The organism is Paenibacillus sp. JJ1683 (assembly GCF_053006485.1).
Window position 1 is genome coordinate 291,068 of sequence record NZ_CM129820.1, and the last position, 26,506, is coordinate 317,573.

18 protein-coding genes are annotated in these 26,506 nt (G+C 46.4%); 4 read left to right on the top strand and 14 right to left on the bottom strand.

What is annotated here, in order from left to right; all coding sequences use genetic code 11:
- Nucleotides 1–159: 159 nt before the first annotated feature.
- A complete protein-coding gene (locus ACUC6J_RS01245) occupies nt 160–2,418 on the bottom strand; it encodes a beta-L-arabinofuranosidase domain-containing protein (protein ID WP_447249623.1) in 2,259 nt (752 codons plus the stop codon).
- A 130-nt stretch (nt 2,419–2,548) separates the two neighbouring features.
- Here ACUC6J_RS01245 and ACUC6J_RS01250 point away from each other — a divergent pair, with 130 nt between their 5' ends.
- The 3 genes from ACUC6J_RS01250 to ACUC6J_RS01260 all read left to right on the top strand — a co-directional run bounded on the left by ACUC6J_RS01250 (nt 2,549) and on the right by ACUC6J_RS01260 (nt 4,871).
- Nucleotides 2,549–3,442, top strand: coding sequence for an AraC family transcriptional regulator (locus tag ACUC6J_RS01250; RefSeq protein WP_447249624.1), 894 nt, complete (start codon nt 2,549–2,551; stop codon nt 3,440–3,442).
- Nucleotides 3,443–3,556: 114 nt separating this feature from the next.
- Nucleotides 3,557–4,495: a YwqG family protein gene (locus ACUC6J_RS01255; RefSeq protein ID WP_447249625.1), complete on the top strand. Its 939-nt coding sequence runs from the start codon at nt 3,557–3,559 to the stop codon at nt 4,493–4,495.
- Nucleotides 4,455–4,871: a hypothetical protein gene (locus ACUC6J_RS01260; RefSeq protein ID WP_420743643.1), complete on the top strand. Its 417-nt coding sequence runs from the start codon at nt 4,455–4,457 to the stop codon at nt 4,869–4,871. Before ACUC6J_RS01255 ends, ACUC6J_RS01260 begins: the two co-directional genes overlap by 41 nt.
- Before the next feature lie 117 nt (nt 4,872–4,988).
- On the opposite strand, the gene ACUC6J_RS01265 is transcribed toward ACUC6J_RS01260, so the two are convergent.
- From ACUC6J_RS01265 to ACUC6J_RS01300, 8 genes are all read right to left on the bottom strand, one after another.
- Nucleotides 4,989–8,033 (bottom strand): glycoside hydrolase family 2 TIM barrel-domain containing protein, encoded by a 3,045-nt coding sequence (locus ACUC6J_RS01265; RefSeq protein WP_447249626.1) that lies wholly within the window; start codon nt 8,031–8,033, stop codon nt 4,989–4,991.
- A gap of 51 nt (nt 8,034–8,084) precedes the next feature.
- Complete coding sequence (locus ACUC6J_RS01270; protein WP_013368914.1) at nt 8,085–8,909, bottom strand: carbohydrate ABC transporter permease; 825 nt, start codon at nt 8,907–8,909, stop codon at nt 8,085–8,087.
- A complete protein-coding gene (locus ACUC6J_RS01275; protein ID WP_016820161.1) occupies nt 8,906–9,802 on the bottom strand; it encodes a carbohydrate ABC transporter permease in 897 nt (298 codons plus the stop codon). The genes ACUC6J_RS01270 and ACUC6J_RS01275 overlap by 4 nt, the downstream gene beginning before the upstream one ends.
- A gap of 101 nt (nt 9,803–9,903) precedes the next feature.
- Nucleotides 9,904–11,193 (bottom strand): ABC transporter substrate-binding protein, encoded by a 1,290-nt coding sequence (locus ACUC6J_RS01280; RefSeq protein WP_016820162.1) that lies wholly within the window; start codon nt 11,191–11,193, stop codon nt 9,904–9,906.
- Nucleotides 11,194–11,536: 343 nt separating this feature from the next.
- Nucleotides 11,537–13,351, bottom strand: a complete 1,815-nt coding sequence (locus tag ACUC6J_RS01285) for a cache domain-containing sensor histidine kinase (protein WP_039276562.1) — start codon at nt 13,349–13,351, stop codon at nt 11,537–11,539.
- 39 nt (nt 13,352–13,390) lie between these two features.
- Nucleotides 13,391–14,956, bottom strand: coding sequence for a response regulator transcription factor (locus ACUC6J_RS01290; RefSeq protein ID WP_016820165.1), 1,566 nt, complete (start codon nt 14,954–14,956; stop codon nt 13,391–13,393).
- A 236-nt stretch (nt 14,957–15,192) separates the two neighbouring features.
- Nucleotides 15,193–15,828 (bottom strand): uridine kinase, encoded by a 636-nt coding sequence (gene udk / locus ACUC6J_RS01295; protein WP_013368919.1) that lies wholly within the window; start codon nt 15,826–15,828, stop codon nt 15,193–15,195.
- A gap of 75 nt (nt 15,829–15,903) precedes the next feature.
- On the bottom strand, nt 15,904–16,425 hold the full coding sequence (locus tag ACUC6J_RS01300) for a ClbS/DfsB family four-helix bundle protein (protein WP_447249627.1): 522 nt from the start codon (nt 16,423–16,425) through the stop codon (nt 15,904–15,906).
- Between the two features lie 341 nt (nt 16,426–16,766).
- On the opposite strand from ACUC6J_RS01300, the gene ACUC6J_RS01305 reads away from it, so the two are divergent.
- A complete protein-coding gene (locus tag ACUC6J_RS01305; protein ID WP_447249628.1) occupies nt 16,767–18,860 on the top strand; it encodes a pectate lyase family protein in 2,094 nt (697 codons plus the stop codon).
- 89 nt (nt 18,861–18,949) lie between these two features.
- On the opposite strand, the gene ACUC6J_RS01310 is transcribed toward ACUC6J_RS01305, so the two are convergent.
- The 5 genes from ACUC6J_RS01310 to ACUC6J_RS01330 all read right to left on the bottom strand — a co-directional run bounded on the left by ACUC6J_RS01310 (nt 18,950) and on the right by ACUC6J_RS01330 (nt 26,504).
- Nucleotides 18,950–19,294 carry a hypothetical protein gene (locus ACUC6J_RS01310; protein WP_016820169.1) on the bottom strand — a complete coding sequence of 115 codons (345 nt, stop codon included), beginning with the start codon at nt 19,292–19,294 and terminating at the stop codon, nt 18,950–18,952.
- A gap of 112 nt (nt 19,295–19,406) precedes the next feature.
- A complete protein-coding gene (locus ACUC6J_RS01315) occupies nt 19,407–22,370 on the bottom strand; it encodes a DEAD/DEAH box helicase (protein WP_447249629.1) in 2,964 nt (987 codons plus the stop codon).
- Complete coding sequence (locus ACUC6J_RS01320) at nt 22,367–24,022, bottom strand: SWIM zinc finger family protein (protein ID WP_318300843.1); 1,656 nt, start codon at nt 24,020–24,022, stop codon at nt 22,367–22,369. The genes ACUC6J_RS01315 and ACUC6J_RS01320 overlap by 4 nt, the downstream gene beginning before the upstream one ends.
- Before the next feature lie 209 nt (nt 24,023–24,231).
- Nucleotides 24,232–25,350: a GerAB/ArcD/ProY family transporter gene (locus tag ACUC6J_RS01325; protein ID WP_031462626.1), complete on the bottom strand. Its 1,119-nt coding sequence runs from the start codon at nt 25,348–25,350 to the stop codon at nt 24,232–24,234.
- On the bottom strand, nt 25,350–26,504 hold the full coding sequence (locus ACUC6J_RS01330) for a Ger(x)C family spore germination protein (RefSeq protein ID WP_447249630.1): 1,155 nt from the start codon (nt 26,502–26,504) through the stop codon (nt 25,350–25,352). The genes ACUC6J_RS01325 and ACUC6J_RS01330 overlap by 1 nt, the downstream gene beginning before the upstream one ends.
- Nucleotides 26,505–26,506 lie beyond the last annotated feature (2 nt).

The window sequence follows — 26,506 nt, forward strand, 5'->3', positions numbered from 1 at the left end:
AGCAGATAGCTCATAGGAGCATCTGCTTTTTTTTATTTAAGCTGAATTTAAAAGATGAACATCAAAAACGGAGCAGGCGGAATAGTGCTGTACAAGCAAAGCGGTGGCGATGGGAAGCCTGCGTAGTGGCGTTATCGTAGATTTATATAGATCAATTGGTCATACAATAGAATGTCTGATCACTCGTAATCCAGCCACTTTCGCCACCTTGCCTTGTGGATGGGCTTTGAATTGAATTGTCACTTCATTTTTGTGGCTCGTCACAGACAGAGGCAACTCATAGGCAAACGTCTCGAATTTATTCATTTCCTCGGATTCCAGCTTGCCTTCTCCCAAATTCTGACCATCTGCAGTGATGTCAAAGTCACGATGAGAGCGGTCGGAGTCCTTCAGATAGGTCACTGCTAATTGGACAGGCTCATCAGGGAGCACCTTCATGACAAAAGAGAACCAGCCCCCAGGCCATGTATCGCGATATTTGCGGTTATAGATGGACCCCAAGCCTACATGTTCGCCAGTAAAGGCATGATCCCGTTCAGGCTGCATTTCGGCAGGCTGCACAACATCCACTGTACGTCGTTCCAGTTCCAGCTGGTACGCTAACGCGGTACGGTATTCTGCCTCTGTTGATGTCCACTCCTCCTTGGAAAAGAGATCCCAATAAACGGTATAAGAACGATCATATATCTGATAAAACGGACGAAGCTGCAACTCTCCGATATAACCCAGGTCGCTTAGATGGAATGTATTCGGCTCGATCCTGTCAGCAGTCAGCTTGGTTGCCAAGGAATCAGCCGATCCGATCAGAACAGATGCCAGCAGACGTTCCTCGTTGGACTCCTGTTCAACAGGACCCAGATCTCCAGCCAGCACAAGTGGACCGTACATGAAGGCAATTCGTCGCGGATTATCTGGCATTTCCTCAACTCTTACTGTCATAGGAATATCGTACTCGACCGTATCTCCATCGTTCCATTCCCGTTCAATTACAATATAGCTGGTAGGACATGCCTCTGCGGCATACTCTTCCCCGTTGATCTTAATCATCATGCCCTGCTCCGCCCAGTGTGGGCATCTTAGTTTGATCGTGAAGAACTTGGGCTCCTTGCTTATGACACGCAGCGTTCCTCGCCCATTTTGCGGAAAGAGAGTTTCTTGTTGGAGCTGTACATCCATCTCGTCCCACGTCACGGTAGAAGGGACATATTGGTTGACATAGATTGTGTTTGCCGTGTGAAAATAAATCGCAGTGCCGTACATAGAGTGACTCTCCATACCGGACCCGACACAGCATGTAAAATCCTCATATTGAGAATTGAAGGACTTGTGTCCTCCCATTTCGAGGGACACAAAATAGCAAACACGTCCATCTACCGGCTGCTGTGAAGCCAGAATATGATTAAACATTGCCCGTTCATAGTAGTCGGCATAAGCTGCGTATGCGTCCCATTCGAACATATGTCTTGTTAATTTCAGCATATTGTAGGTGTTGCAGGTTTCACAGGTGCCTTCACCCAAACGATCATTCAGCTTGCCAGGTTCACCAAAATGTTCATTATAGCTATTGCCGCCGATTACGTAGGAATGCTTGTGAACCACCCGATCCCAGAAAAAGCGGGAGAGGTCCGCATATAGAGGTTTGCCTGTCACTTCGAACTGCCGTGCTGCACCAATGATTTTAGGAATTTGCGTATTAGCATGTCGTCCTGCCAGCGTATCGCGGCTGTCTGCCAGATCATTCAGCACTTCTCCATGATAAAAGCGTTCCGCCAGATTCAGAAAGCGTGTCTCTCCGGAATGTTCCGCCAGATCGGTCAGCACCTCGTTCATGCCGCCAAACTCGCAATGGAGCACCTGTTGCACCTGTTCATCGCTCAGTCCTTGGAATACATCCTCCAGCCAGTCGCCGAGTTTGATTTCCATCGCTAATGCTTTGGGATGATGAGCGAGCAGGTGGGCATCACGCAAGCCTGCAAAGAGCTTGTGCATCGTATATAGCGGTACCCAGCCTCCGTTAAGATCAAAGCCCTGGGAGCGAATATCTCCGGCTTTGACTTCTTCAAAAATCTCTTTCCCGCGCGGAATACCGGAAATGTATCCGTTTCCATGACTGCTTTGACATATTTCCAACTCGTCGATCACATAGTTTACTCGTTCCAGCAGTCTTTTGTCGCCTGTTGAGGCAAACATCAGCGCACAGCCAGACAGGTAGTGACCAAGTGTATGTCCACTGATGCCGCGCGCCTCCCAGCCCTCATAATGAGCCGCTTTGGGCTCCAGTCCCGCATATTCACGAAAACGTGACAATAAACGGTCGGGTTCCAAACTCAGCAGATAGGTCGTATTCAGCTCCATGGCGTGGTAAAGTGGGCCGGAATCAATGCTTACTTTATGCAAGTCAAAAGCTTGTGCTTTCAAAATCATCGCTCCTTAGCTAAGATGAAAGTGTATATTTCTCCACTACATTAGCATTGCAAACGCGGTATGTCAGTAGCTTAACCATACAATGGGTGGACAAATCCGAACATGAATCTAAAGAGGCGATAACATGACCTATCTGAAAGTAAATGTAGATACTCCGATCCAACTAATCTCGGCAGGCGAGTTTGTTTCCGAGGTGCCATGGAAGCATATGAGCCGTTCCATTGAGAACTTTGAGTTGATCCTGGGTGTCCAAGAGACAGTATATATACGGGAGGAACAGGAGGATTTTGAAGTAGGGGAAGGAGATATTCTATTGCTATACCCTGGTCGTACGCACCGAGGATACCTGGAATCGTTGCCGGGGGTTAAATTTTATTGGTTTCATTTCGATATGCCTGCGACCCCGAATATATTATCTATTGAGGAAATGAAGCAGGAAACAAGTGCTATGGACGGGCTTTTGCAGCGTCATGACGTGATGCGGGATATCTATTTACCGCAAAGCGTACAGGCAGATAATGGAGATCGGATTCATATTATTGTCAATCAAATTTTGCATGTCGCCAACTCACATTATCTTACATATCACAGTGCTAACTATTTGTTCACCTCACTGCTGATCGAGATATCTGAACTGGCCCTCAGCCGCTTGATCTCCAATCCTGTCCATTCACAGGGGAATGTGAGCATGAACAAAATTATCGAGTGGACTCGAATTCATGCTGAGGAACCGCTGACCGTGACCGATCTGGCTCGGAAGTTCAATTACAACAAGGATTATATATCTCGTTTATTCAAGCAAAATACGGGCATGCGCCCCTTGGAGTTCATTCACAGTATTCGAATCAACAAAGCGAAGGAACTAATTTCCCGTACAGATATGAGCATTAAGCAGGTTGCGGAGGAAGCGGGATACACGGATGAGAAGTATTTTATGCGATTGTTCAAAAAGCGAGTCCATATGACCCCCTCGCAATACCGGAATGCCTATCACAAAACATTTATGAACAATGTCTAGTCCATTTCCGCTTTACAGCAGGCATGGCTTATCAGACTATAATTTGATAATCTGATTTAAGAGAGATTGAATGAGAGTGCAATACATAATACTTTGTTAAAAGGGGCGAGTGAGATGCTACAACCACCATTAAAGGAAGAACTGACTCGAATACTCGAAGAGCATTCACTTGGTGAAGAATTAAAAAAAGAGATCAATCAAGAAGCTCAAGCTGCTATACAATTTCATCTAGATCATAAAGAAAATTACGAGCGTGTTGGCAATAGTCGAATTGCTGGCTACCCGGATTTGCCCCCCTCAATCGAGTGGCCGTGTGATTCAGACGGAGAATATTATACGTTTATTGCTCAGATCAATCTAAGCGAGTTGCCTTTTTCACCATTCGAGGGATTGCCTCATCAGGGCATACTATACTTTTTTCTTGGGCTGGATGAGCCAGCTTATGATATTGACCATAAAGTCTTTTACTATAACGGTGACACCAGTGCTTTGCAGAAAACATTACCGCCCGCTGGGCGCGTAGAGGTGTCGACGGAGCAACGGGATTTCACCGCCTATGCGATTTCCTTTCATCCGATCCTGACACTACCATCGGAGGGTGAGCTAGGAGATATTCTTGTAGATCAGTACGAAGAGCTTTATGAGCTTCTATACGAACATAGCGACACGGTGTGGGGACAGCATCAGTCTTTTGCCGGGAATACTCGTCGGGATGCTTATCTACGCCGAAACGGGCTGGAGGGTCTTCTATTTAACTGGCATAAGAGTGAGAGTCAGATCCACCAGGAAGCCGAGCAAGCTATGCATAGGGGAAGTACGGAGTATGCGGAGCAGTTACGATCTGAAGTGCTGCCTCAGCTGCAAGAATACCAGGCGAATCGGGAAAAGCACGATCAAGCTTCGGAAAATTGGCATGTTTTGCTCTCTGTATCATCCTTGAATGAGGTCGGTATGTGCTGGTGGGACGCAGGGTATTTGGAGTTTTTTATAGATCAAAGGGATTTGAAAAACCTTGATTTCACGCGAACGTATGTCAATCTGGCTACGAGCTAGCCGGGGCGCCGATGCTGTCATTGAGAAACGTGATACGTCTAAAAATTGGGTCACACTTCATAAACCTAAAGAAGAGAAACAGTTCGCTGGCCTTAAAGCGGACGGTTATCAAATTGATTTTGCATACTATACAGAGGGAAAAGATTTGATTGTCGAATCGAAATCCGGTTCCCCTGGCTTCAAAGGTGTCAGCCAAACAACGATGCGAATTAACGGCAAAGAAGTAATACCTGAGATCATTGCGAAGGGTATGGTATCCACAGGCGTTAATGTTGATCGTTATAAAGATATTAAATTAGACGGAAGATTGGAACTAAATCCTGGCATCTACAAGTACAGTGATCCTGGACGTGATATTGAAGTTGTTTTGAAATAGATAGGGCGTTCGCCGCCTATTCTACAGATACGTAAATGCAAAAGCCCTTCCGGCTTTCCATGAGGGAAGCAGCGGAAGGGCTTTTGTTATATATACTTGCCTATGCGGGGAGTGTATTTATACCCGCTGCACGGTAAACTCGAATTCCAGCTTTTGATCGGCTGGGATTTGATATTCTTCATGTACTGGAGCACCCCAGCTGTCGTCGCCGCCTACGCCCATTTGCTTGCCAGCTACGGTGACAACGGTGTAATACACGTTCGGTAACTCATACACATGGTATGCACTTTCCAGCTCGAACGCTGTATACGGCGATATATTGCATTCCACCGGCGCGGTGGCAGGTGCGGTAATGCGGATGCCCCGCTGGGAATTGTCAGTAATATCGACACGGCGCACGCCTGTACGATTGCCGGATTCCTGTGGCACGACATACCCGGACACGTTATCCGCAGCTTCGTTGCGGAATACGCCAAGTCTAGCACCGAAGGCCCGGTCGATGTAATTCTCCTCTGGTCCCATCGCATACCAGTCCAGATGGCGGTAGTCCGCTGGAACCTTGAACGAAAGGGCAAAGATCGGCAGGTTAGGCAGTCCCGATACACCTTCATAGGTGGATTTTACGTTCAGACTGCCATCCGCCAAGACGGTATAGGCTACCGTTACCTGTACGTCTGCATGAATGCTTAGGGTGTAGCGGAACGTAATGGTCACACGGTCTGCCTGCTCTTCCGTGACCTCGATGTCCACACATTTACGAGTCAGACTTGCAGCGAACCAGCCACCAGCTTCAAAACCGAGTGCGGTTCCCCGATCATTGTCTGTGGTCGCCCGCCAGAACAACGGGGCAGGAGGCGTAGCAATCATCTCACGTCCTGCGTAGCGAAGTGAAGTCAGGCTGCCTGCTCCTTTGGAGAACATGATGCTGAAATCTGCACCGTGAACGCCAATATTTACATCGCCATGCACCACTCGTAGGGCTCCACCTGTAGGAGCTTTCAGCGGATTTGGATTTTCCACAATGAAAATATGCTGTCCGAAGGCTACTTCATGCCCAGCCTCAGCCCAAATCGTCGCTTCCTTCAATACAAGCGCCGTGTGAATGACATATTCCCCAGGCTTCCCGTCTGTGCTTGGGAACGTCAATGGAATATAGGCTTCGGTCTGAGCCGCCACATCCACATGACTCACATTTCGCGTGATCTCTTGGCCTTCATGCAACAGGCTGTATACCAGCTCATAGTCCCCTGTTCCCTCGAACAGGTTTTCGTTGCGAATGGTCACACCTTGGGTATCCGGGATGAGCTTCAGATTTTGATACAGGAATTTGACCTCCTGCATCTTTGGTGAAACCTTCCGGTCCGCATAGACAATTCCGTCCGTACAGAAGCCATAGTCTGTCGGACGGTCGTCAAAGTCGCCGCCGATCGCGAGGTACTCGCGTCCGTAACGATCTTTTTTCATGACCGCTTGGTCGATGTAATCCCAAATAAAACCGCCCTGATACAGCTCGTATTTGTTCTCCAACTCGGTATACTTGTGCATGCCGCCCACAGAATTGCCCATCGCATGCATGTATTCGCAACTGATATACGGCTTTTGTGGATTGTCATTCAAGTATTGCTCGATATCAGCGGGTTTGGCGTACATCCGGCTCTCCATATCGCTGGTATCATCATACGTACGATTGTGAAACACGCCTTCGTAATGTACCAGACGGCTCGGGTCGGTGGACCGGAAATAGTTAGCGACATTGCGTAGCACTTCGCCTGCATACGACTCATTTCCGCAAGACCAGATCAGAATGGATGCATGGTTTTTGTCCCGTTCCAGCATGGAAATGGCGCGATCCATAACGATATCCTGCCACTCAGGCAGATTGGCCGGAATATTCCACGAAGGCTCGACTGCGCCGAGTTTTTGCCAGGAACCGTGTGTTTCCAGGTTCATTTCGTCAATCACGTATACCCCGTACTCATCGCACAGTTCATACCACAGTGTCTGATTCGGATAATGAGAGGTACGGACAGCGTTCATATTGTTCTGCTTGAGCGTCCGAATATCCCACAGCATATCTTCACGGGAAATTGCACGTCCGGTACGAGCGTTAAATTCATGGCGGTTCACACCCTTAAAGATGATGCGCTTGCCGTTCAGATGCATGACCTTGTTCACCATCTCGAATTTGCGGAAACCAACCTTTTGTGGGATCACCTCGACGAGTGTTCCATTGGCATCATAAATTTGAATGAACAACGTGTACAAATAAGGCTTTTCCGCGCTCCAGCGCTCCACTTGCTCCAAGGTTGCTGACAGCGAGGCGATGCCATCTGTAAAGTCAGCTTTCAAAGAAGCTACTATATGTCCGGTGGCATCCTTCACATCGACAGTTGTATGGGCTGTTGCTGGTTGTTCCAAAGTCAGTTTCAATTCCAGCAGGCCCTGCGTGTAGGTAGCATCCAGGTCTGCCTTGGCATGCAGGTCACGTACGTGAATAGCAGGGATCGTATACAGATATACGTCTCTGAAAATGCCAGAAAAACGCCAAAAATCCTGATCCTCCAGCCAAGCTCCCGTACTTCTTTGATATACCTCTACCGCCAGTTTGTTTTCGCCAGCTTGCAGGTAGGGTGTCAATTCAAAATCAGACGGTGTAAAGCTGTCCTCGCTATAACCGACAAATTGTCCGTTCAGCCATACATAGAAAGCCGACTCAACACCTTGAAAAGAAATGAACACAGGTTGCGCGTCAGAAGCCATATTTTCAGGCAAAACAAAGCTTTTGATATAGCTACCGACCGGATTGTGGTCTTGTGGAATATGAGGTGGGCGAACATCCGAATGTCCGTCCCACGGGTACATCGTATTGGCGTACTGCATTTGGCCGAAGCCTTGCGTCTGAATATGACCTGGTACCTGAATATCGCTCCAGCCGCCATATTCAAAGTCAGGGGCATAGAATTCTGCTGGGCGAGTGGCTGGATTCGTCGCATAGTTGAACTTCCAGCTCCCATTCAGGCTGTGACGCCAGGCCATATCGGCCTGGTGTTCTGCTTCCTGAAGCGTGGCGTAATATTTATGATCGGAATAGGCAGGCAAGCGATTTACCGCGAATTTGGTCACATCGGTGAGCCAGTCCAGACTAGGGGTATGAAGGGTCAAGGCGAACACTCCTTATTTTTAATTTAAATGAAGACCGTATACAGAAATCTATTATTTTACCGAGCCGACCATACCTGCGACAAAGTGCTTCTGCATCAGGAAGAATACCAGTGCAGTCGGCAATGTGGACAGGACAATGGCGATCATGATAACGCCGTAGTCCGGTGCATAGCTGGAGCCGAGGTTCGAGATCAACAGCGGGATGGTTTGATTTTCTGGCGTTTGCAGTACAATCAGAGGCCAGAGGTAGTTGTTCCAGCTGGACATGAACGTGATAATTGCGGCAGCGGCATAGGTTGTTTTCATCGTAGGCATATACACCCGGAAGAACAGACCCAGCTCGGATAATCCATCCATCCGGCCAGCTTCCAGCAGATCCTTGGGAAACATCTTGGTGCTTTGACGGAAAAAGAAGATCAGGAACGCCGTAGTTACGGTTGGAATAACGACAGAAGAGAGCGTATCAATGCCGATCCACGGTATCACATTAGAAATGCTGCCGAACATCCGGTAAAGCGGGATCATAATCGCCGCAAACGGAATCATCATCGACATCAGCAGGATATTGAAGACAACGTCTTTCGCTTTACTTCTGTAAATTTCAAAGCCATAACCAGCCAGTGATGCAATGAGCATAGCCAGCAACGTCGTTGAGATGGAAACCTTTGCAGAATTACTGAGCGCAGTAACGATGTCTACTTGTTCGAGCAGATTGTGCATGTTATCCATCAGGTGGGAGCCAGGCAGAAGCTTGCCTTTGGTCACATCGACTGACAGGTTCGTGGAGCTGGATAGCATCCACAGGAACGGGAAAATCGAAATGAATGACACAAGAATCAGAAAGGCGTACGTAAATGCTCTTTTTGTTTTCATCATTTTTTCTCACCTGCCACTTTAAACTGGATAATCGACAAGATAATGATCATAATGACGATGGAATAAGATACGGTCGCCGCATAACCAAAGTCGGATGAATACTTGAAGGACAGATTATAAATATATTGTGAAATAGAAGATGTCGCGTTACCTGGTCCACCTTTGGTAATATTCATGATTTCATCGAAGAGCTGAAGTGTACCAATCGTCGATGTAATCGAGGTGAACAGGATAATCGGCTTAAGCAGTGGAACGGTAATGCTGAAAAACTGCCGGATCGGGGAAGCTCCGTCAATACGGGCTGCTTCGTAGATAGAACTGTCAATGTTTTGAAGACCAGACAGGTAAAAGATCATGTTGTACCCGGTCCAGCGCCATGTGATCGCGATAATAATCGTTACTTTGGCCCAGAAAGGATCTGTAATCCATTGGATTGGCGTGCCAATCACGTGCAGATTCAGCAACAAGGAGTTTACCAAACCGTCAGCCGAGAACAAATACTTGAAAACAACCGAATAGGCTACAAGGGATGTGATACACGGCAAGAAGATGGCGGTGCGGAAAAAGCCTTTGAATTTCAGGTTTTTATCATTCAATAATACAGAAATGAACAGGGCCAGAATGACCATTAAAGGTACCTGGAAAATTAAATAGATAAACGTATTCTTCACGGCGGTGATGAACATTTTATCAGTGAACAGACGCTTGTAGTTATCAATGCCGTTAAAGCTCAGATTAGACCCAGTACCCGTCTTAAAGGATAAGATTAGCGCCTGAATCATCGGATAGAAATAAAAGGCGGCAATCATGATCACTGCGATGGATATGAACAACCATCCTGTCATACCTGCTTTAAGACGTGTTGTAGTCATTTTGGGCGCGGCTGTCTTCATACCATGTCAACTCCCTATGCAGCAATAAAACCTTGAACTCGCAAGCCCAAGGTTTTAAGTGCTTATCGTTTTATTGTTTAGCCTTGGCTAGATGGACTGACTTATTTAAGCTGTGCTTCCGCTTGTCCTTGAGCGTCCTTCAGAACTGCATCTACATCTTTTCCGTTCAGGTAGTTTTGAATTTCAACAGTCATGATGTCCTCAATTGCATAAGTGTGCAGGCCATAATTGACTTTTGGAACTTGTTTAGTCCAATCAGCAAATTTCTTGTATACTTTGTCGCCACCGAAGTAAGCATCTTCCACGTCATAAGCTTTACCGCTGGAAGCTGCGTTCAATGAACCAACAATTCCGATTTTGCTCAGCATATCTTGATACAGCTCTGTATCTGAACCAAATGTTTCTTTCAGGAAATCAGCAGCGGTATCTTGACCGTCCGAGTTGAGGACATACCAGGAGCTGCCGCCGAGGCTGGAAGCATTCACGGATTCAGGTATATTTTTCAGTTTAGGGAAAGGAACTACAGCCCATTTACCGGATTGCGAAGCTTCTGCCTTAATCGAAGGCGTAATCCAGTTACCTGTAGGTACAGAAGCAACTGCACCGCTGTTGAATGCGGCCAAGAATTGACTCCAGTCGGCATTCATTTTAACGATGTTGGCGTCGAACAAGGCTTTGTACGTCAAGAGCGCTTCTTTCAGAGCTGGATTACCAGCCAGGTTTGGTGTTTTACCGTCTTCTTTCAGGTACCAAGAACCTGCAGTTTGGATCATGCCACGGATCAGACCGAGATCATTCGGATCTTGAGTCAGCATATCTTTGCCTGTTTTTTGTTTTACAGCTTTACCGATTTCAATGAATTTGTCCCAATCAATATTGGTCAAGTCAGCTACTTTGTAGCCAGCTTGTTCCAGATAATCCGTTCTTACATACAATCCCATAACGCCGGAATCGAAAGGAACTCCATATTGCTTGCCGTTGTAGCTAGTCGGTCCGATTTTATAATCAGCGAAGTCGGATGCTTTGATCGAATTAGTCATATCATGGAAGGAATCGGGATAGGCTTGCAGGAAGTTCTGTGCCCGGTAATCCTCAATTAGAACCACGTTTGGCAATCCTTTAGTAGAACCGGAGTTGAGGCCGGCATTCATTTTTTGAACGATATCGTTTTGAGCATATTCGACAATGTTTACGGTTACATCTGGATGTTTGGCAACATAGCGATCTTTTGCCAGCTTCAGGGCTGCGATGTTGAAGTTCGGGTCCCAAGCCCAGACTGTAATTTCTTTCTTGCCTGAATCTGTGGTCGTAGCTGCTTTCTCAGAATTGCTGGAGCATGCGGATAACAAGATCAAGCTTGCAATCAGCAGAAGGAAAGACATTTTTTTCATTTTGTTCAACCCCTACTCTTTTTTTATATGTTGCTAACCATGTAGAACTTTTTTGAAAGCGGTTACCTTGTTTATGAATTTAGTTTATCATCCTTGCTTTACTGGCAGTTAGGAATATCTTTATACAGATTGGTCTTATTATTATGATTTATCCAAAAAGGTACCGCTTACATTTGTACTTTCTTTAGACTTAGGTAATTTTTATAGATTGAACTAAAGATTTTCACGAAGCGCCATTGAGCGGCCGGATGGTGCTTCCCATCGCTGTTGTGCCTAGATGGCTAGCACCATTCCGCCCACTCCATTCTTGTTTCACTTCTTTGTTTCGTTCAGCCTATATTTTTTATGAGGTAGGAGGAGCGGGTTTTACGATCAGTGGCAGTGTCATTCTTACTTTGGTGCCCTCGCCCTTCTTGCTGGAGATGGTCACACCATATTCTTCTCCATATAAAAGGGTAATGCGATTGTGCACATTCTGGATGCCGATGCCCGTAAATAGTTGGCGTTTGCTCTTGGGGTTCGGCAGTCCGTCCTGCGCTGTATGCCCGTCCAAATCCATACCATCTCCATCGTCGACTACTTCACAGATCAATGTATCCTCTGTTTTCGACACCAATATATAGATGTGCCCTGTGTTTTTCTCATTAAACGCATGGAAAAAAGAGTTTTCGATAAAAGGCTGAATGATAAGCTTGGGCACATGATACTCCAGACAATCGGGTGATACAAAATAATTTACCTGTACCCGTTGCCCATAACGCACATGATTAATGAATACATAATTTTGCATGTTGGCCATTTCTTGCTCGATGGTGATCGTTTCGCTCACATTGCTGATTGTATTTTGCAGCAAGGAAATGAGTGCATTGATCGTCTCGGCGGCGGTTTCCTTGTTTCCTTTGAGCACTAGCATTTTGATTGAAGCCAATGTATTGTACAGAAAATGTGGATTGATCTGCCGTTGTAGTGCAGCAAGCTCTGCATTTCGTTGGCCTTTCTGCGTTTCTAAAAGCTTATGAATATAATCATTGAGTTCATCAAGCATGTAGTTGTAAGCATGACTTAACTGTCTGACCTCGTAGCTACCCGTGACCGGGATATAATTATCAAAATTTTTCTCGCGTATAGTCGACATTTGCTTGACCAGCCGAGTCAGAGAACGAATCAGGCGACGTGAAATGAGAAAAACAATCACCAAAGCAATCAGTACAATGGCGATACAGATCCAGACAACAGATTTAACGTCAATAATTTGCCCAACTGCGGTTTGCCTATCGATCATGTTCACCAGATAAAAATCAAATGAAGGGATATAGTTGGAAAGAACGATGCTCTCCTTATTCATTACATCCGCATTAATATAGTTTAGTCCCTGTTCATTGATTTTGGTGGCATAGCCCAGCAGCTCACTGGAGCGTTGTCCGATTAGGTCCTGACGGTTGCTCGATACGATCAGTCCTGATTTGTCCAAAATAAGCACATCATTACCGTTACTCGTGAAATTGTTATAAAAACGCCGAAATTCTGGCTCCCGAATGGCAATGTAGATCATTCCGTACAAGGTGCCACTGGTTCGCTCCATAAATGGTTTAGAGGCGATAATATAGGGTGAGGGTTTTTGGACGGTGCTAGTCATTTGTTGATGAAATAACTCCGTATCCATTTGATACATAAGCTGTGCCGGGCGTGCTACACTTCGGGCCGTAATAGCACTGCTCTTAAGCTGCTCCGCAGTTACAGGCCAATAGGAGGAATCGGAGTAAAAGCTCCGTCCGTTCAGACCTGTTACAGCGACACCGACATCATAAGCATCGACGTTCGATTTAATTTGCTTCATTTGCTGTGCCATACCGAAGTAAATCCTTGCCGAGTTAATCGAGTCAGATTGGCCGCTAGTCAAATAGTTTTTGACTGTTCCATTTTCCGAAGCGTGGGTTACAGCATTCACGATAGAGTCATTGAAGGATTCAAAGCTGGATTGAATCTGGCTAAGCACCTTGGCATTGGTAATACTGAATGTCTCAGCGAATAGTCGTTCAGACATTCGAATCGTCACCAAAGAGGTCAGCAACGATACCGCAGTGATGCTGACCACCATAACAATAAAGATTTTGAAGAACAGACCTTGATATTTGATCTTGTGGATATATCTTTTCATATTCGATCTCTTTTCTGCTGGCAGATATGCGCTTGCTCTCTAATGGAGATGCTCCCGGCGGTACTGGCTGGGCGAGTAGCCCTTCACTTTTTTGAACACTTTAGTAAAATAGCTGGGGTCCGAATAGCCTACTGTACTGCTAATATCTGAAATGGGCAGCGTCCCCGATCGCAGTAGTTCAGCAGCTTTTTCAACCCGAATTTTGTTCAGGTACTCGCTAAATCCCTCTGTATGGTGTGCCGTAAAATAACTGGACAAATAAGAGGGGTTAAAATGAAAATATTGCCCAAGGGTCGTCAAATTGAGTGTTTCAGCATGATGTTCCTCAATATACTCCAGCAATTTTTTCATGCTTGCACTACTTCCTTGCTGCGTCTTAGCCAGGATCTGTCGGTTCGCTTCCTCTAAAAAAGTCTCCAGTAACCGTACGGCTTCATGTACATGAGGGGCATCATTAATTGTTTTGAAATACGAATATTTCGCCGCATCCAGTTCCTTCATATCATACCCCTGATTCCCGAGCAAAATTGTAATGTTGAACACGATATTTCCGAGCAGCGATTTGAATTCAAAAGCGGTCGATGTGTAGTTGCCGGACATGGCGGCTACATAGGACCTCAAATCCTGAAAAGCTGTATCAAAATGCTCACGCTTCATCTCTTCCGTAAACTGTTTTAAGTTAAACGAACGATTCACCTGAACAGGCTGAGGGAGTTCATCTTCGATCAGCAGCGCTGTCTCTGGGAAATAAAAGCGGTAACTTAGTAATTTGGGCAGTTCATCCTGATAGACACTGCTAATCTGATTAAAATCATCAAATAGATGACTGACCGCCCAGCCTGTCTGTGGATCGAGCTGCTTTGTCTCTTGAGCAACTTCCCTAACCGCAGCCATCCAGGCATCTAATTCCCGTGGCCCCAGATTGGCTAAAAAAACGGCCGCATACCCATCCGATGGCAGCTGTCGCAGAACGATGTGTTCACAGGCAGAGGCTACTCGGTCTGTAAGCTTGGAAAATAGGTCCGAAGCCGAGGGATTGGTAGAGCGTCCCTTATCTTGCTGTACCGACTGTTCTATACCTATGAGCGCAAAACGGGCGTAAGGAAATGCTTGCTTCACCAGCTCAACGTCATAATCTATGCTATAGCCAGAGATCAATTTTTCGATCACATGATCCATCGTGATTTGATTATTCCCGGCATCTTCCTGATATTGAATGGATGGAATTTTGCGGGCTGTTCGCTGGAGCACCTGAAGCAGCTCATCTGTGTCCAGCTTGGGCTTTAAAATATAGTCAGCCACACCTTGCTGAAAGGTGGAGCGTACGTAATTAAACTCGCCGTAGCTGCTGAGCACAATCACCTCGATATCTGGATAGTTCTGTCTGACGATGCGTGTCAGCTCCTCACCATCCATGATCGGCATTACGATATCCGTAATGACAATATGAGGACGCAAGGCTTCAATCAGCTCCAGCGCCTCTTTCCCATTGGAGGCCTCACCTACAATTCGAAATCCGTATTGTTCCCACGACAAATGATGTTTGATCCCTTGCCGTACCAATATTTCATCATCTACAATTAAAATGTTGCATAGCTCATTCATGACAGCACTCTCCATAATTATATCTATTCAAAAAAGACGCCATTAAGGCGAGGGCCTAATCATCTGACGGACATAGTTGATAACGCTTCCAACTTTAACTAAAATCTAAAGCTTTTAATCTTTACATGCTAACATAAACGGCAGGGTGATTCCAAAAATAATTTAGTTCAAATGGCATACAAAAGACAAAAAAGGCTGCCGAGAAAATCTCGACAGCCTGAACAACCGGGATTACTTTATACAGTACCCCATGTCCGATCTCCTGCCAAATATTTTTCAGTCAAAATAGACAGCAGTTGAATACCAACCTCGTTATGTCCTCCCTCAGGCAGGATCAGGTCGGCGTATTTCTTGGAAGGCTCAATAAATGCCTCGTGCATCGGTTTAACCGTCGTTAAATAGTGATCATGGATCGAATGGATGGTGCGACCGCGTTCCTCAATATCGCGAAGAACCCGACGGAGAATGCGAACATCTGGATCCGTATCCACAAATACCTTAATATCAAGCAGGCTGCGGAGTTTTTCGTCTGACAGTACGTGCAGACCTTCCAACATAACGATATGATTCGGCAGAAGCTCTACCGTCTCGTCCGTGGAACGAGCATGAACCGTAAAGTCATACACGGGCGCTTGAGTTGCTTGTCCTTTTTTCAGACATTGAAGATGCTCAATCAGCAAGTCGTTGTCAAAGGCAAACGGATGATCATAGTTGACCAAAGCACGTTCGTCATAACTCAGATGTGAATGGTCTTTATAGTAGTTATCCTGAGATATGAAAGTCACTTTATTAGATCCCAGACGCTCAACGACGGCGCGTGCGACCGTCGATTTACCGGAACCTGTACCGCCGGCAATACCAATAATTAGCATGGCGTTTCACTTACCCTTCCCTAAATGTATCCCGATACAACTCAAGTATTGTAGCACAATGCACGCTTTTTTTCATCAATGTTGCACGTTGTATTTCTTCCATTTCCGGATCTTGGCCCTGAATGTTTTGAACGGTGCTACGGAATTGATATGAATCCATCTCGCCATAGGCCAGTTCGGATTGGTGCCTGTCCACTTGTGAACGCCCTGGGTGAAGAGTTCTTCATGACTGAGTGTGTCCACCCAATCCAGCCATGTCTGTTCCGCCAGCTTGAGCATATTGCGTAATTCATGTAGAGAGTGGTGGGAATAGGTCTTGTAGAATGTTTGGTATAGTTCGCCTAGTCTATTCCACTTATAATTCGGAGCGGGCATGATAGCGGTTTTTCCCTCCCGTTCGTCTTTGTCCCAGCTCATGACAAGATGAAGCCATCCAAGCTGATAGGCTATCATTTCTGCGGGTGTTTTATCTACTTCGTCGATTCGAGTATCTTTGTGGCTTTCGTCGATGCCCTGGAACTCACCATCAAACCGTAAGTAGGCGGTATGAATGGCTTCTTTTAACTCTGATTTGGAAGCGTAGTCGTAGCTAGACATCTAATCGCTCCTTTACATGATATTGGTGATACTCACCCCTTTATATGTACCATTCTCAATATGACAACCGTATGTCTTATTCAAAAATAAAAAAACCTCGTTTTTTGTGATTTTATGAAACATCATTTGGTGTGTTCGCGAAAAAGAACGAAAAATTAATAGAAAAATTAAGACAAAAGATAAGTAATTAGACATATTTTAATATTTTTTTAAGTGCCTATAATTATTGGAGTATAGCGATTAGGGGCCCTCATTGGTGTATGGATATGATTTCCTCCATCAATACGTTATATACCGTTTGCTTTAGTATTCATAAATCCAATTGAGAAGGGAATTGTGATATGAAATCGAGTTTGTTAAAAAAATGTGCAAGTGTAATGTTAAGCAGTACGTTGGCACTGTCTTTATCATTACCGCTATTAGGCCATGCACAGGCTGATGAGAATGTACAGGTAAGTGATGATTTTGAACAAGGAGAAGCTCAAGGCTGGTCTGCAGATTCGAGGAACTGGTCTGTGGTCAAGAACGGGAATGGTTCTACATACCAACAATCTAGTCGAAGCGAAAGCCATTCCGTAAAAGGCAATACCTCATGGACAAATTATAGTGTGCAAGCAGATGTATATGTAAATGATTTTAATGGCTCTAATCGAGTATATGTGGCAGGTAGATACACGGATTCTAACAACTTCTATGCAGCATCTTTGTACAACAAGAAAGGCGGAGCCCTTGAGATTCGTAAAAAAGTTAATGGCTCTATGAAGACACTGGCTACTAATAAAAAATACAAACTGGACACCCATACATGGTACAGAGTGAAGCTGGAGCTATCCGGTTCGGAAATCAAAATGTATGTTAATGATCAGCTGGAGTTGTCCGCAGCAGACACCAGTCTCACTGCTGGAGCTATGGGTTTGGTAACGTCCAAAGCAGTTGCCCAGTTCGATAATGTGATTGTATCAGGTGCTTCCTCGGAAGGGGAGACAAGTACACCTCCTATGAAGCCGGCTCCAGGTACAGAACAACCGACTCCTGGGGTGGACCCCAGTGTAACCTCCAAAAATAATTATAATTTGACTGGCTTTTCATATGGTAATACGGGTGGTGGGAACATCGCCAATACGGATGCCAATTACAAAAAGGTGTACAATGCTGTAGATCTCAACGAAGCTCTGAAAAAAGGCAGCAAGGTTAAAGTGATTGAGATTATGAATGATTTGGACCTTGGCTGGAATGAAATTCCTAGCGCTGCGAAGGCAATGCCATTTAGTGCCAACAATCCTGTACAAACACATCCTGTTCTAAAAAAGACAGGGGTGAGCAAAGTCTATATCGAGAATATGAATGGAGTTACAATCTTCTCGGCCAATGGTGCGAAAATCAAACATGCCGGTTTTGTCATCAAACGAAGTTCTAATCTGATTTTCCGTAACCTTGAATTTGATGAACTTTGGGAATGGGATGAAGCAACCAAAGGAAACTATGACAAAAATGACTGGGATTATATTACAATCGAAGGTGCAAGCTCCAAGGTATGGATCGACCATTGTACATTTAACAAAGCCTATGATGGCCTGGTAGATGTGAAAAAGGGAAGTAACGGAGTTACGATTTCCTGGTCCTTGTTCAAAGGAGATGACCGCAGTTCCAACAGCTGGGTAACCCAACAAGTCAACGCGATGGAAGCAGATAAGTCCTCCTATCCTATGTACGCTTATTTGAGAAGCAGTGCAGTAGGCATGAGTAAAGAAGATATCATTGATATTGCAGCAGGACAAAAGAAAGCGCATCTGGTGGGTGCCACGGAAATGGCAGGCGACAATGCGGATTTGGAAGTGACGCTGCATCATAATTATTATCTGGATATTCAGGACCGTATGCCACGTTTACGTGGTGGTAATGCTCATGCATATAACATCGTTATGGATGATGCTGGATTGGCCAGAGCCAAAAAAAGAATTACGTCCGACATGGCCAAAGCGATCGCTGCCAAAGGATATCATTTTGACGTCGTGGGTAATGGTGCGATTTCAACAGAAAACGGCGCGGTGCTGCTAGAAAAATCGTATTTAATAGATGTGTTTTCTCCGGTGCGTAACAATCAAAAAGACCCTAATAAAGCGGATTATACAGGTAAAATCAAAGCCGAGGATGTTATCTTTTCGGACAACGGTGCCGTGTTCAGAGGCGGCAGTGACGCTGCGAATAGCCCATTAGCTCCTTATCCAGCAAAGGCTAAGAGCTTCTCTTGGAATGGGTTCACAACGTTGCCATACAGCTATACAGCCGAAGACCCTGCCAACTTGGTTGCTCAATTGCAGGCCAAGGACGGAGCGGGCGCAGGCAAGCTGAACTGGTCGAGTGAGAACTGGCTCAAAACGGTGTACAATACAGCCGCTACGAAAGATGCACAAGTGGAAGAAGATTCCGAGTAGGTAGTTTTGAAAAAAAGCAGTCAGGACAGATGCGCTCTGTTCTGACTGCTTTTGTTGTTAAACACGTTTAGGCTGCGTTCGGTACGAACTTAACCAATAACGACAAATGAGGATACGCCAGCAGGTACGGATCTAACGCGGAATAATACTCCATCATCTCTAAAAGTGCGCAGAATATAAGGCTGGTTCGTAGGTGTGCGGACTCTGTTGAATCGGGCAGTACCAAAGCGGTCGAAGCCTGCAGCTTGGACAAAGGTTCCATCTAAACGCCGGAGTGTTGCAAAAAATCCAGACGTGTTAAAAGGTACACCATCATTGTTAGCCCAGATAACTGTGAATCTACGAAGGGTTTGTGTTGGACTCACATTGCGATATCTCGTAACAGGAACCTTTCTGCCCGTAGATTTCAGCGTTTGTGGAGGACGAATGGCCACTAAAAATCAACTCCTTTGTTGTGATGAGATATTAAATGCACACAAAGGAGTGTTGGACCGTGCTATAAACTACTCTTCCTTAAAATAGGCATATAACGAACTTAGCACCTCATTATGCCCAATCGCGCCGTAGCGTGAAGAGGTCTTTTAACGCGTCTGTAGACAGCTCAGTAATCCAGCCCTCGGTGCTGGTGATAATTTGGTCACTGAGCTGCTGCTTGCTCTCGAGCATCTCGTCAATGCGTTCCTCCAGCGTACCCAACGAGATAAATTTGTGAACCTGAACATCTTTGGTTTGTCCCATCCGGTAGGCTCGGTCTGTAGCTTGATTTTCCACAGCCGGATTCCACCAGCGATCAAAGTGAAAGACATGGTTGGCAGCTGTCAGATTGAGGCCCACCCCTCCGGCCTTGAGCGATAAAATAAACACGGATGGTTGCTCGTCAGGGGGAAGCGTGTGCGATTGGAATTGATCAATCATTCGGTCACGCGCAGTTTTGGATGTACTACCGTTCAGATAGAGCACGGGTTCTTGAAGTTCCTGAGCGAGTACCTGCTGAAGCATCTGACCCATACCAATATACTGCGTAAAAATAAGACAGCGCTCGCCCTCTTCCCGCAGCTCCTTGACCATAGCCAGAATGCGCTCCAGCTTGGATGAACGGCTAATAACCGCTTCAAGATCGGGCTGACTATAACCAGAAGCTGCTGCATCCAGGAGCGCCTCCTTAGTTAAGAGAGCAGGGTGGTTACAAAGCTGCTTCAACTGGGTCAGGGCTGATAAAATAGCTCCTTTACGCTCAATCCCCTCCAGCTTCTGCATCCGTTCCATCAGTTCTTTAACAATCTGATCATAGAGCGCACCCTGCTCGGAGGTGAGGTGAATGTACGTTTTCATCTCATTCTTGTCAGGCAAATCAAGCTGTATCGCAGGGTCCTTCTTTTTGCGACGTAGCATGAAGGGCTGAACCAGCTTTTGCAAATCCAGCGTGCGCTGCTCATTATGTTCTTTTTCAATAGCATTCATGAAGCGATTGCTAAAGGCGCGTGAGCTGCCCAAATAACCTGGATTGATAAAATCATAAATGGACCATAGCTCGGACAGCCGATTTTCAATAGGTGTTCCTGTCAACGCGATACGATGACGTGCAGGGAAGCTGCGCACAGCTGTGGATTGCTTGGTTTGAGCATTTTTAATGTTTTGCGCTTCATCCAGGCAGATCGAATCCCAAGTCATGCTCTGCAGCAGCTCTTGGTCCAGAGTTGCCGTAGCGAAGGAGGTCAGGATGACATCAGCTTGCTCGACTTTTTCGCGGAACAAGTCTCCTTGTTCTCGCTTGCTTCCATAGTGCAGCATGACCTTCAAGGAAGGAGCGAAGCGGCTGAGCTCCTTCTGCCAGTTGCCCAACACCGAAGTCGGGCAAATCAGCAACGAACTGGAGTGCACACCCGTCTCGGCGGCAATGTCCTGTAGGTGCAGTAAATAAGTGATAAACTGCACCGTTTTGCCGAGTCCCATATCATCGGCTAGGCACGCGCCCAATCCGAAGCGTCGCAAAAAGGCAAGCCATGCATACCCGTCCTGCTGATACGTCCGCAGCTCGGCTTGCAGCCCATCGGGTACGTCCAAAGCGGGCCATTCCGATTGCCGTCCGAGCTGGCTGATCAGCTTCAGTAGATGAGCGTTCAGCTCTACTTCCAGTCGGAAGCGTGCCGGGTCCTCCGGCTGCTCGCCCGAGGCGTCGCCTTCAGGCTCGTCGGTGTTACCAAGCAGATGCAGCTGCAGGATGTCCTGAAAGGACAATCCCTGAGTGCTGTCGATCCCGGCCATGGCGCGGCGGATTTGCGCCAGCAGCGCAGGGTCGAGCGCGATCCATTGGCCGCGGAAGCGCACCAAGCGCTCGTTGCGAGCCACGAGCTCGGTGAACTCCGACTCGCTCAGATCGGCATCGCCGATGGCCACACGCCAATCGAACTGGACAATGGAGTCCAGTCCGAACAGCGAGCTGCCCTTCGTGCGCTCTCCCGCCCCTTCACCTGGGCGTACCTTGGCCCGCAGTTTCGGCTTCTTGCGGGTGGCTGCCTCCCACCAGGCCGGCAGCAGCACCTGCCAACCGCTTTCCAGCAGACGCTGGCTGTCGGTCGTCAGGAATTGCCACGCTGCTTCGTCGGAGAGCGGGCGGCTCAGTATGTCATCGCGGCTTCCGGCACGCTGCCCTGCGGGCAAAATAGCGGTCAAGCTTTCCAGCCATCCGGCTGAGCGCTCACGCACATGCGCCGTCCATGCATCAGGCCATGATCCGGATGCATAGCCATCAGCGGCGAGCTGTACAGGCACCAGCAAGGCCGGGTCCTGCTTGTCCTGCAACACAAGCTTGAGCTGCCAGGACGGCTCGTCGTCCTCCAGCTCTGGCTCCAGTAGTTGCAGAAGCGGGCGGAATGGCGCGGTATCAGCTTTCCAGCCAATGGCGATCAGCCATGCCTGAGCATCCAGGCCTGCTGCGACCTGGCGTTGGGGAGCGAAGAGAATCGGATATTCTCTTCGCAAGTCAGCAGCTTCCGCTTCGGTGCCGTACCAGCGCTGAAATACAGCGGCCGAGAACGCCGCTACCAGCCCATCGCGCTCGTTCTCATCCAGGCTGTCCAGCAAGGCAAGCTCTGCCGGTTGGATGTTTTCCAACGCTTCTGCATCCCACTTCCATTGCAGCTTCCCTGCCTGGAACGACGTGAAGCTGGGCACATAGGCTTTCGTTTCAATACAGTGAGCCAATGGAGGGATCAGCCGAAGCCACGGGGCATTGGCCTCGTCCCAGATCCATTCGATATGCTGTAGAAGCTCCTGCTCTGCCAGAAAAGGAATCACTTGCTCCGAGGGCAGCACGATAATATCTGTGTCTTGAACATGCTGAATCTCTAGCTCGGTGCCATAAAATGAAGCCTCATGCCAAGCAAACAGACGTTGCTTCAACATTTGACCGGAAATGCTATAGTTCATGGAGGAATCGCCATAAATTAGCGCGTCTCCATAGGTAGTTAATTGGATGTGCACCGTAATCGTTTCGGTATATTGGCTCATGATAACAATTTCCCTTTCCGCAATTCCTCCTGTAGCGCCCGCAGGCGGCTGTGACGGCTGGTAAAGGTCATGAAGAACAGCTCCCAGCGTGTTTCTTGCTTCATTTTTTTGTACAGCTTGAACAATCGCTTTAACAGCTTAACTGCCGCTTTATAGCTAGATCTGTTTTTTTCCAGCACATAACGTTCTACCGCTTGATGGTAAAAGGGCAGCAGCAACTCAGGCGCGTTCTTTTCGATGGGTTGCAGCACGCTCACTCGAAAACTCAAAGGTTCACTGCGTATGCTTAGCTGATAGTCGATCCATTGCCGCCATTTTTCATGAGCAAGCAGGGCCTCTTCATACATCCCCCCGGCAAATGGAAGCATACCCATCAGCGTGTCCCACATGTCCTGTTCTGCTTCTGGAAGGTGCTGCAAAACCAGCTCCCAATCATGCATATAATCCTGTAAATGATCGTCCCGATGACTGTGAAGGAGGGGGCCGATATGCTGCAGTCCATCCTTGAGACGTACCCAATCTGCGGTCTGTCGCAATGCATGTAAGAACAATAGCAACTGGCTGGAGGAGATTTTTAGTGGAAAAGCTCGTTCCGCCTCCTCTAGTAGTTCCCAGGCTTTATGATCCTGCGCTTGGTAAACATACATCCAGCTCTGAGCCAGCATCCACGGAAGGCGTGCCAACGTAGCACTACGCTCCTTTTCAGCTGCAAGTAAATGCTGTAATTCTTCCGTATATATGCTAGGGTCCTGCCTTGCAGGATACACCCAGTACAGCCAAAACTGATAATATGCGTCTGAAAAATAAGTACCGTTCCGCGACTCTATCAGCATTTTCTCGCGTAAATAAGCTAAAGTTTCTGCCATACGAGCTTCGTGCATCGGTTCATCAGTTAGCTCCAGAGGACGCTCAAAATCACGTTCAATCGCCTCTTTCAGCTCATCTGCGGCGATTTGGGTGTAGTAGCCCATATAGGTATGAGTGGGGTAACCCGTCATGGGGGCCTGAGGTACCAGCTTCTCCAGTACACGCAGATGGGCATGCAGTCCATATAGCTGCTGCATACCGGGTGAGAGCGGCGGCTTCACAGCATAGATCGAAGCTAAAGCACTTTGCACATATTGGGAATTTTGAGTGTGCACATGATTAAGGGCGATACACTGATCGAACAGATCATGCCATTCGGAAACGGGCATGTCCGGTAGGTTGCTTGCTTTTTTACGGAGAGCATCTCTTGTTGCTTCCTTGTGATCCGGCGAAGGGTTCGACCGGAAAGCAGGTGTGGTACGGGTGTCTGCTTGTGTAGTCAGCCGTGTGAATCCTGCCGAATGAGCGTTCACTAATGCATGCACGGAACGTTCCTGTTCATTCGCGTAATTCAGCAATACGGCGATCATATGCTTGCAGTTGGTGCGAACAGGGCATGTACATCTGCTGGCAGCAAAAGCACTCAAGTGGAGATCCACTTCGTAGAGTTCATTCCCATCCACGACAGCCGCGATATGGTCAGCATCAGGCATTGCAAATTCTTTGACCTTTCCCTGCTTAAAGTACTGAAAACCTCGTTTGATCGTCACATCATTAAAATGGTCAGCCACGTTTTGAATGAGCTGCTGCCACTGTATATCATCCATAAGATAGGTTGGTTTCATATGCAATAGTCTCCTAAGAGAGAATAGTTGATCTGATATTGATCTAATAGTAGCTTAACTCTTCCATTATATCAGTTCACGAATATAAATTGAGTGGAGGGGGCAGTTGGAAAATTCCGAAGAATAACCGCTGGGGTAAAAAGTGAAAAACCCCTTACGCTATAGCATAAGGGTGGCATTCATTGGCAAGAACGAGGAGGAAGTATCCCCTACTTCTTCCCATTTGGCTTCTCTGTTCGATGGAAGACCATAGAGATGACGAGAAGCACCAAGGGTACTGCCGCGCATACCACTATTCCAAAGTAACCTATTATTTTATCGAAGTTGCCTATTTCAATAAAATTTTGGGGATACATGCTCAGGCAAAATAACATAATTAACGGGAGATAACAGATATACCTGTTCCACTTTTGGGTGAGCTGGCTGATCCCAGCCACAATATAGAAATAATAATTTGAGGCGGTCATGAAAATTTTGATCGTCCACAAAATGATAAATAATATTTCAAATCGTTCCAGAAACGCGCCGGGGAATTCAATTTGCTGTGCAAAAGAAACGACAGGCCATTGCAGTCGGGAAACTTCTTCAACGGACATACAGCCAACGACCATCGTTACCATTAAAATATACAAACCCATTGCAATCGAGTAGCCGATCCACCCGGCCTTCCATGCTTTTTGTGGGTGGGTCATCACATTAGTTAATATAAGAATGGATTCAAAACCCATTGTAGAGAAAGGTATAACTTTAAGTGATTCAAAGATCGGACGCCATCCTTTATGGAAAACAGGCCGCAAATGATCAAGATTAAAATGGTTGACATTAAGAACGATCAACAATAAAAAAACAATAAAGGTTAAAGGGAAAAAAAGCTCAATCAATCGAACCATTGCATGGAGACCGCCCCAGGTCAGATACCCGATAAGCAGAAGAAATGGCAAGAGAATCATGCTTATCGGGGTTCTCTCCAGTGCAAGACCTTTGAGGAATTCCGCCATCATTCTACATACAAAAGAGCAGATCATCATGCAAAATACAATAAATGCGATATTGATCAGAAGGCCGATGAATTTACCTGCAATCACAGGATTGAACTCATAGAACGTCTTCCCCGGAAATCTATGGCACAATTTAACCTGGATAAAAATGACGACGATTCCAAGCAGAGTTGCCAGCAAAAGTCCCTGCCACACGTCGGGCGTTTGCGTCTTCTCTGCAATGGTTCTTGGTAAACTGACAATACCCACAGCATACACGGTCGAAGTGACGGTAAATAAGGCTTGTATTGTGGATATTTTTTCATGTTTCATGGAAGGTATATTAGACATTATTCACCCTCTCCTTTTGTATAAGCACCAGTTCGCTCGATCTGTACTTCAGCCTTAACATCGATTGGTATTTGACTGAATGTATCTTGCCAATTTTCCTTTACCCGATCCCAGTAAGCGGGATAGTCCACTTTTACTTTTGTGCCAAAACCGACCACATCTGCTCTCATTTCTTTCTGGAGTGTGTTTAGCGATTGGGATACGTTATATTTGATTTCATCCTGCGCCTCTTGTTTAGCGGTTTGAATGAATGATTCCTTCAGGAAGTCTTCAGAATTAACCGTGCTTTCGTTTAGTTTAATATCTGCTTTAATACGAACTGTGAATGAGAGGTCCTGCCCGTTGAGGTGAGGAATAAGTTTAGTGTGGACATCCTCAACTTCAAACACCACGGATTGATTTGACTTTGAGCTCTCAATTCTAATAATTGAGCCCTTCGTTTTTCCCAGCATCCAGTTGATTCCGATGACATCCTCTTCGTCCAGCCAATAAGCAAATTTCTTCGTTTTGCCGCTGATCAGAGCTGCGCCAGAGAAGTGGTTGCCTCCATTGGTTTTTATGCCTTGAACGAGGAAGTCAGCTCCTTGTGAGATATGCGTAGAAATTTCCCCTAATGTTATTCTATAAGGTATTTTTGAGTTTAAATTGCTGTTTTTAGCCATTGCTTCAAGGTCAATAGAAGGAATCTCTTGATGTTTACCGATCTTATTGAGCGCTTCTTTCGCATCGCCTTTTATGATCATAACAAGTGATTTTCGACTTGGTTTATAGGAGCGAGTAAATGTATCTAACAACTGGTCGATTCTTCTTTTTTGTATAGCTTGGTCACTAATCAAAATCAGGCGAATAAAACTATATAAAGGAGCACGGGATACCTGCTTGGCCTGTTCCCTGGAAGCAGACTGGATGGAATCCTTGTTAAAGGTTGTTACGTTGCTGTACATATTTTTTCTGGATTTCTGCGCGATTAAGTGCTGATAGGTAAGTTCCAGCATATTCTGCTGATCCATATCAATGGCGACACCTTGAATAATACTCAAGTTATCGATCTCTCTGCTATCCCAACAACCGGTGAGGAGAGCACACACGATCCATGCGGCAAAGCATTTTTGCACCCAGAGGGTGCGACGAAACAGAAAGGCGTAAGAAATCATAG

Excerpts from the sequence above, each read along its gene's own strand:
- ACUC6J_RS01250 (WP_447249624.1), top strand. The coding sequence starts at position 2,549 with ATGACCTATCTGAAAGTAAATGTAGATACTCCGATCCAACTAATCTCG.
- ACUC6J_RS01255 (WP_447249625.1), top strand. The coding sequence starts at position 3,557 with ATGCTACAACCACCATTAAAGGAAGAACTGACTCGAATACTCGAAGAG.
- ACUC6J_RS01270 (WP_013368914.1), bottom strand. The coding sequence starts at position 8,909 with ATGATGAAAACAAAAAGAGCATTTACGTACGCCTTTCTGATTCTTGTG.
- ACUC6J_RS01275 (WP_016820161.1), bottom strand. The coding sequence starts at position 9,802 with ATGAAGACAGCCGCGCCCAAAATGACTACAACACGTCTTAAAGCAGGT.
- ACUC6J_RS01280 (WP_016820162.1), bottom strand. The coding sequence starts at position 11,193 with ATGAAAAAAATGTCTTTCCTTCTGCTGATTGCAAGCTTGATCTTGTTA.
- ACUC6J_RS01285 (WP_039276562.1), bottom strand. The coding sequence starts at position 13,351 with ATGAAAAGATATATCCACAAGATCAAATATCAAGGTCTGTTCTTCAAA.
- ACUC6J_RS01290 (WP_016820165.1), bottom strand. The coding sequence starts at position 14,956 with ATGAATGAGCTATGCAACATTTTAATTGTAGATGATGAAATATTGGTA.
- udk (WP_013368919.1), bottom strand. The coding sequence starts at position 15,828 with ATGCTAATTATTGGTATTGCCGGCGGTACAGGTTCCGGTAAATCGACG.
- ACUC6J_RS01300 (WP_447249627.1), bottom strand. The coding sequence starts at position 16,425 with ATGTCTAGCTACGACTACGCTTCCAAATCAGAGTTAAAAGAAGCCATT.
- ACUC6J_RS01305 (WP_447249628.1), top strand. The coding sequence starts at position 16,767 with ATGAAATCGAGTTTGTTAAAAAAATGTGCAAGTGTAATGTTAAGCAGT.
- ACUC6J_RS01315 (WP_447249629.1), bottom strand. The coding sequence starts at position 22,370 with ATGAGCCAATATACCGAAACGATTACGGTGCACATCCAATTAACTACC.
- ACUC6J_RS01320 (WP_318300843.1), bottom strand. The coding sequence starts at position 24,022 with ATGAAACCAACCTATCTTATGGATGATATACAGTGGCAGCAGCTCATT.
- ACUC6J_RS01325 (WP_031462626.1), bottom strand. The coding sequence starts at position 25,350 with ATGTCTAATATACCTTCCATGAAACATGAAAAAATATCCACAATACAA.
- ACUC6J_RS01330 (WP_447249630.1), bottom strand. The coding sequence starts at position 26,504 with ATGATTTCTTACGCCTTTCTGTTTCGTCGCACCCTCTGGGTGCAAAAA.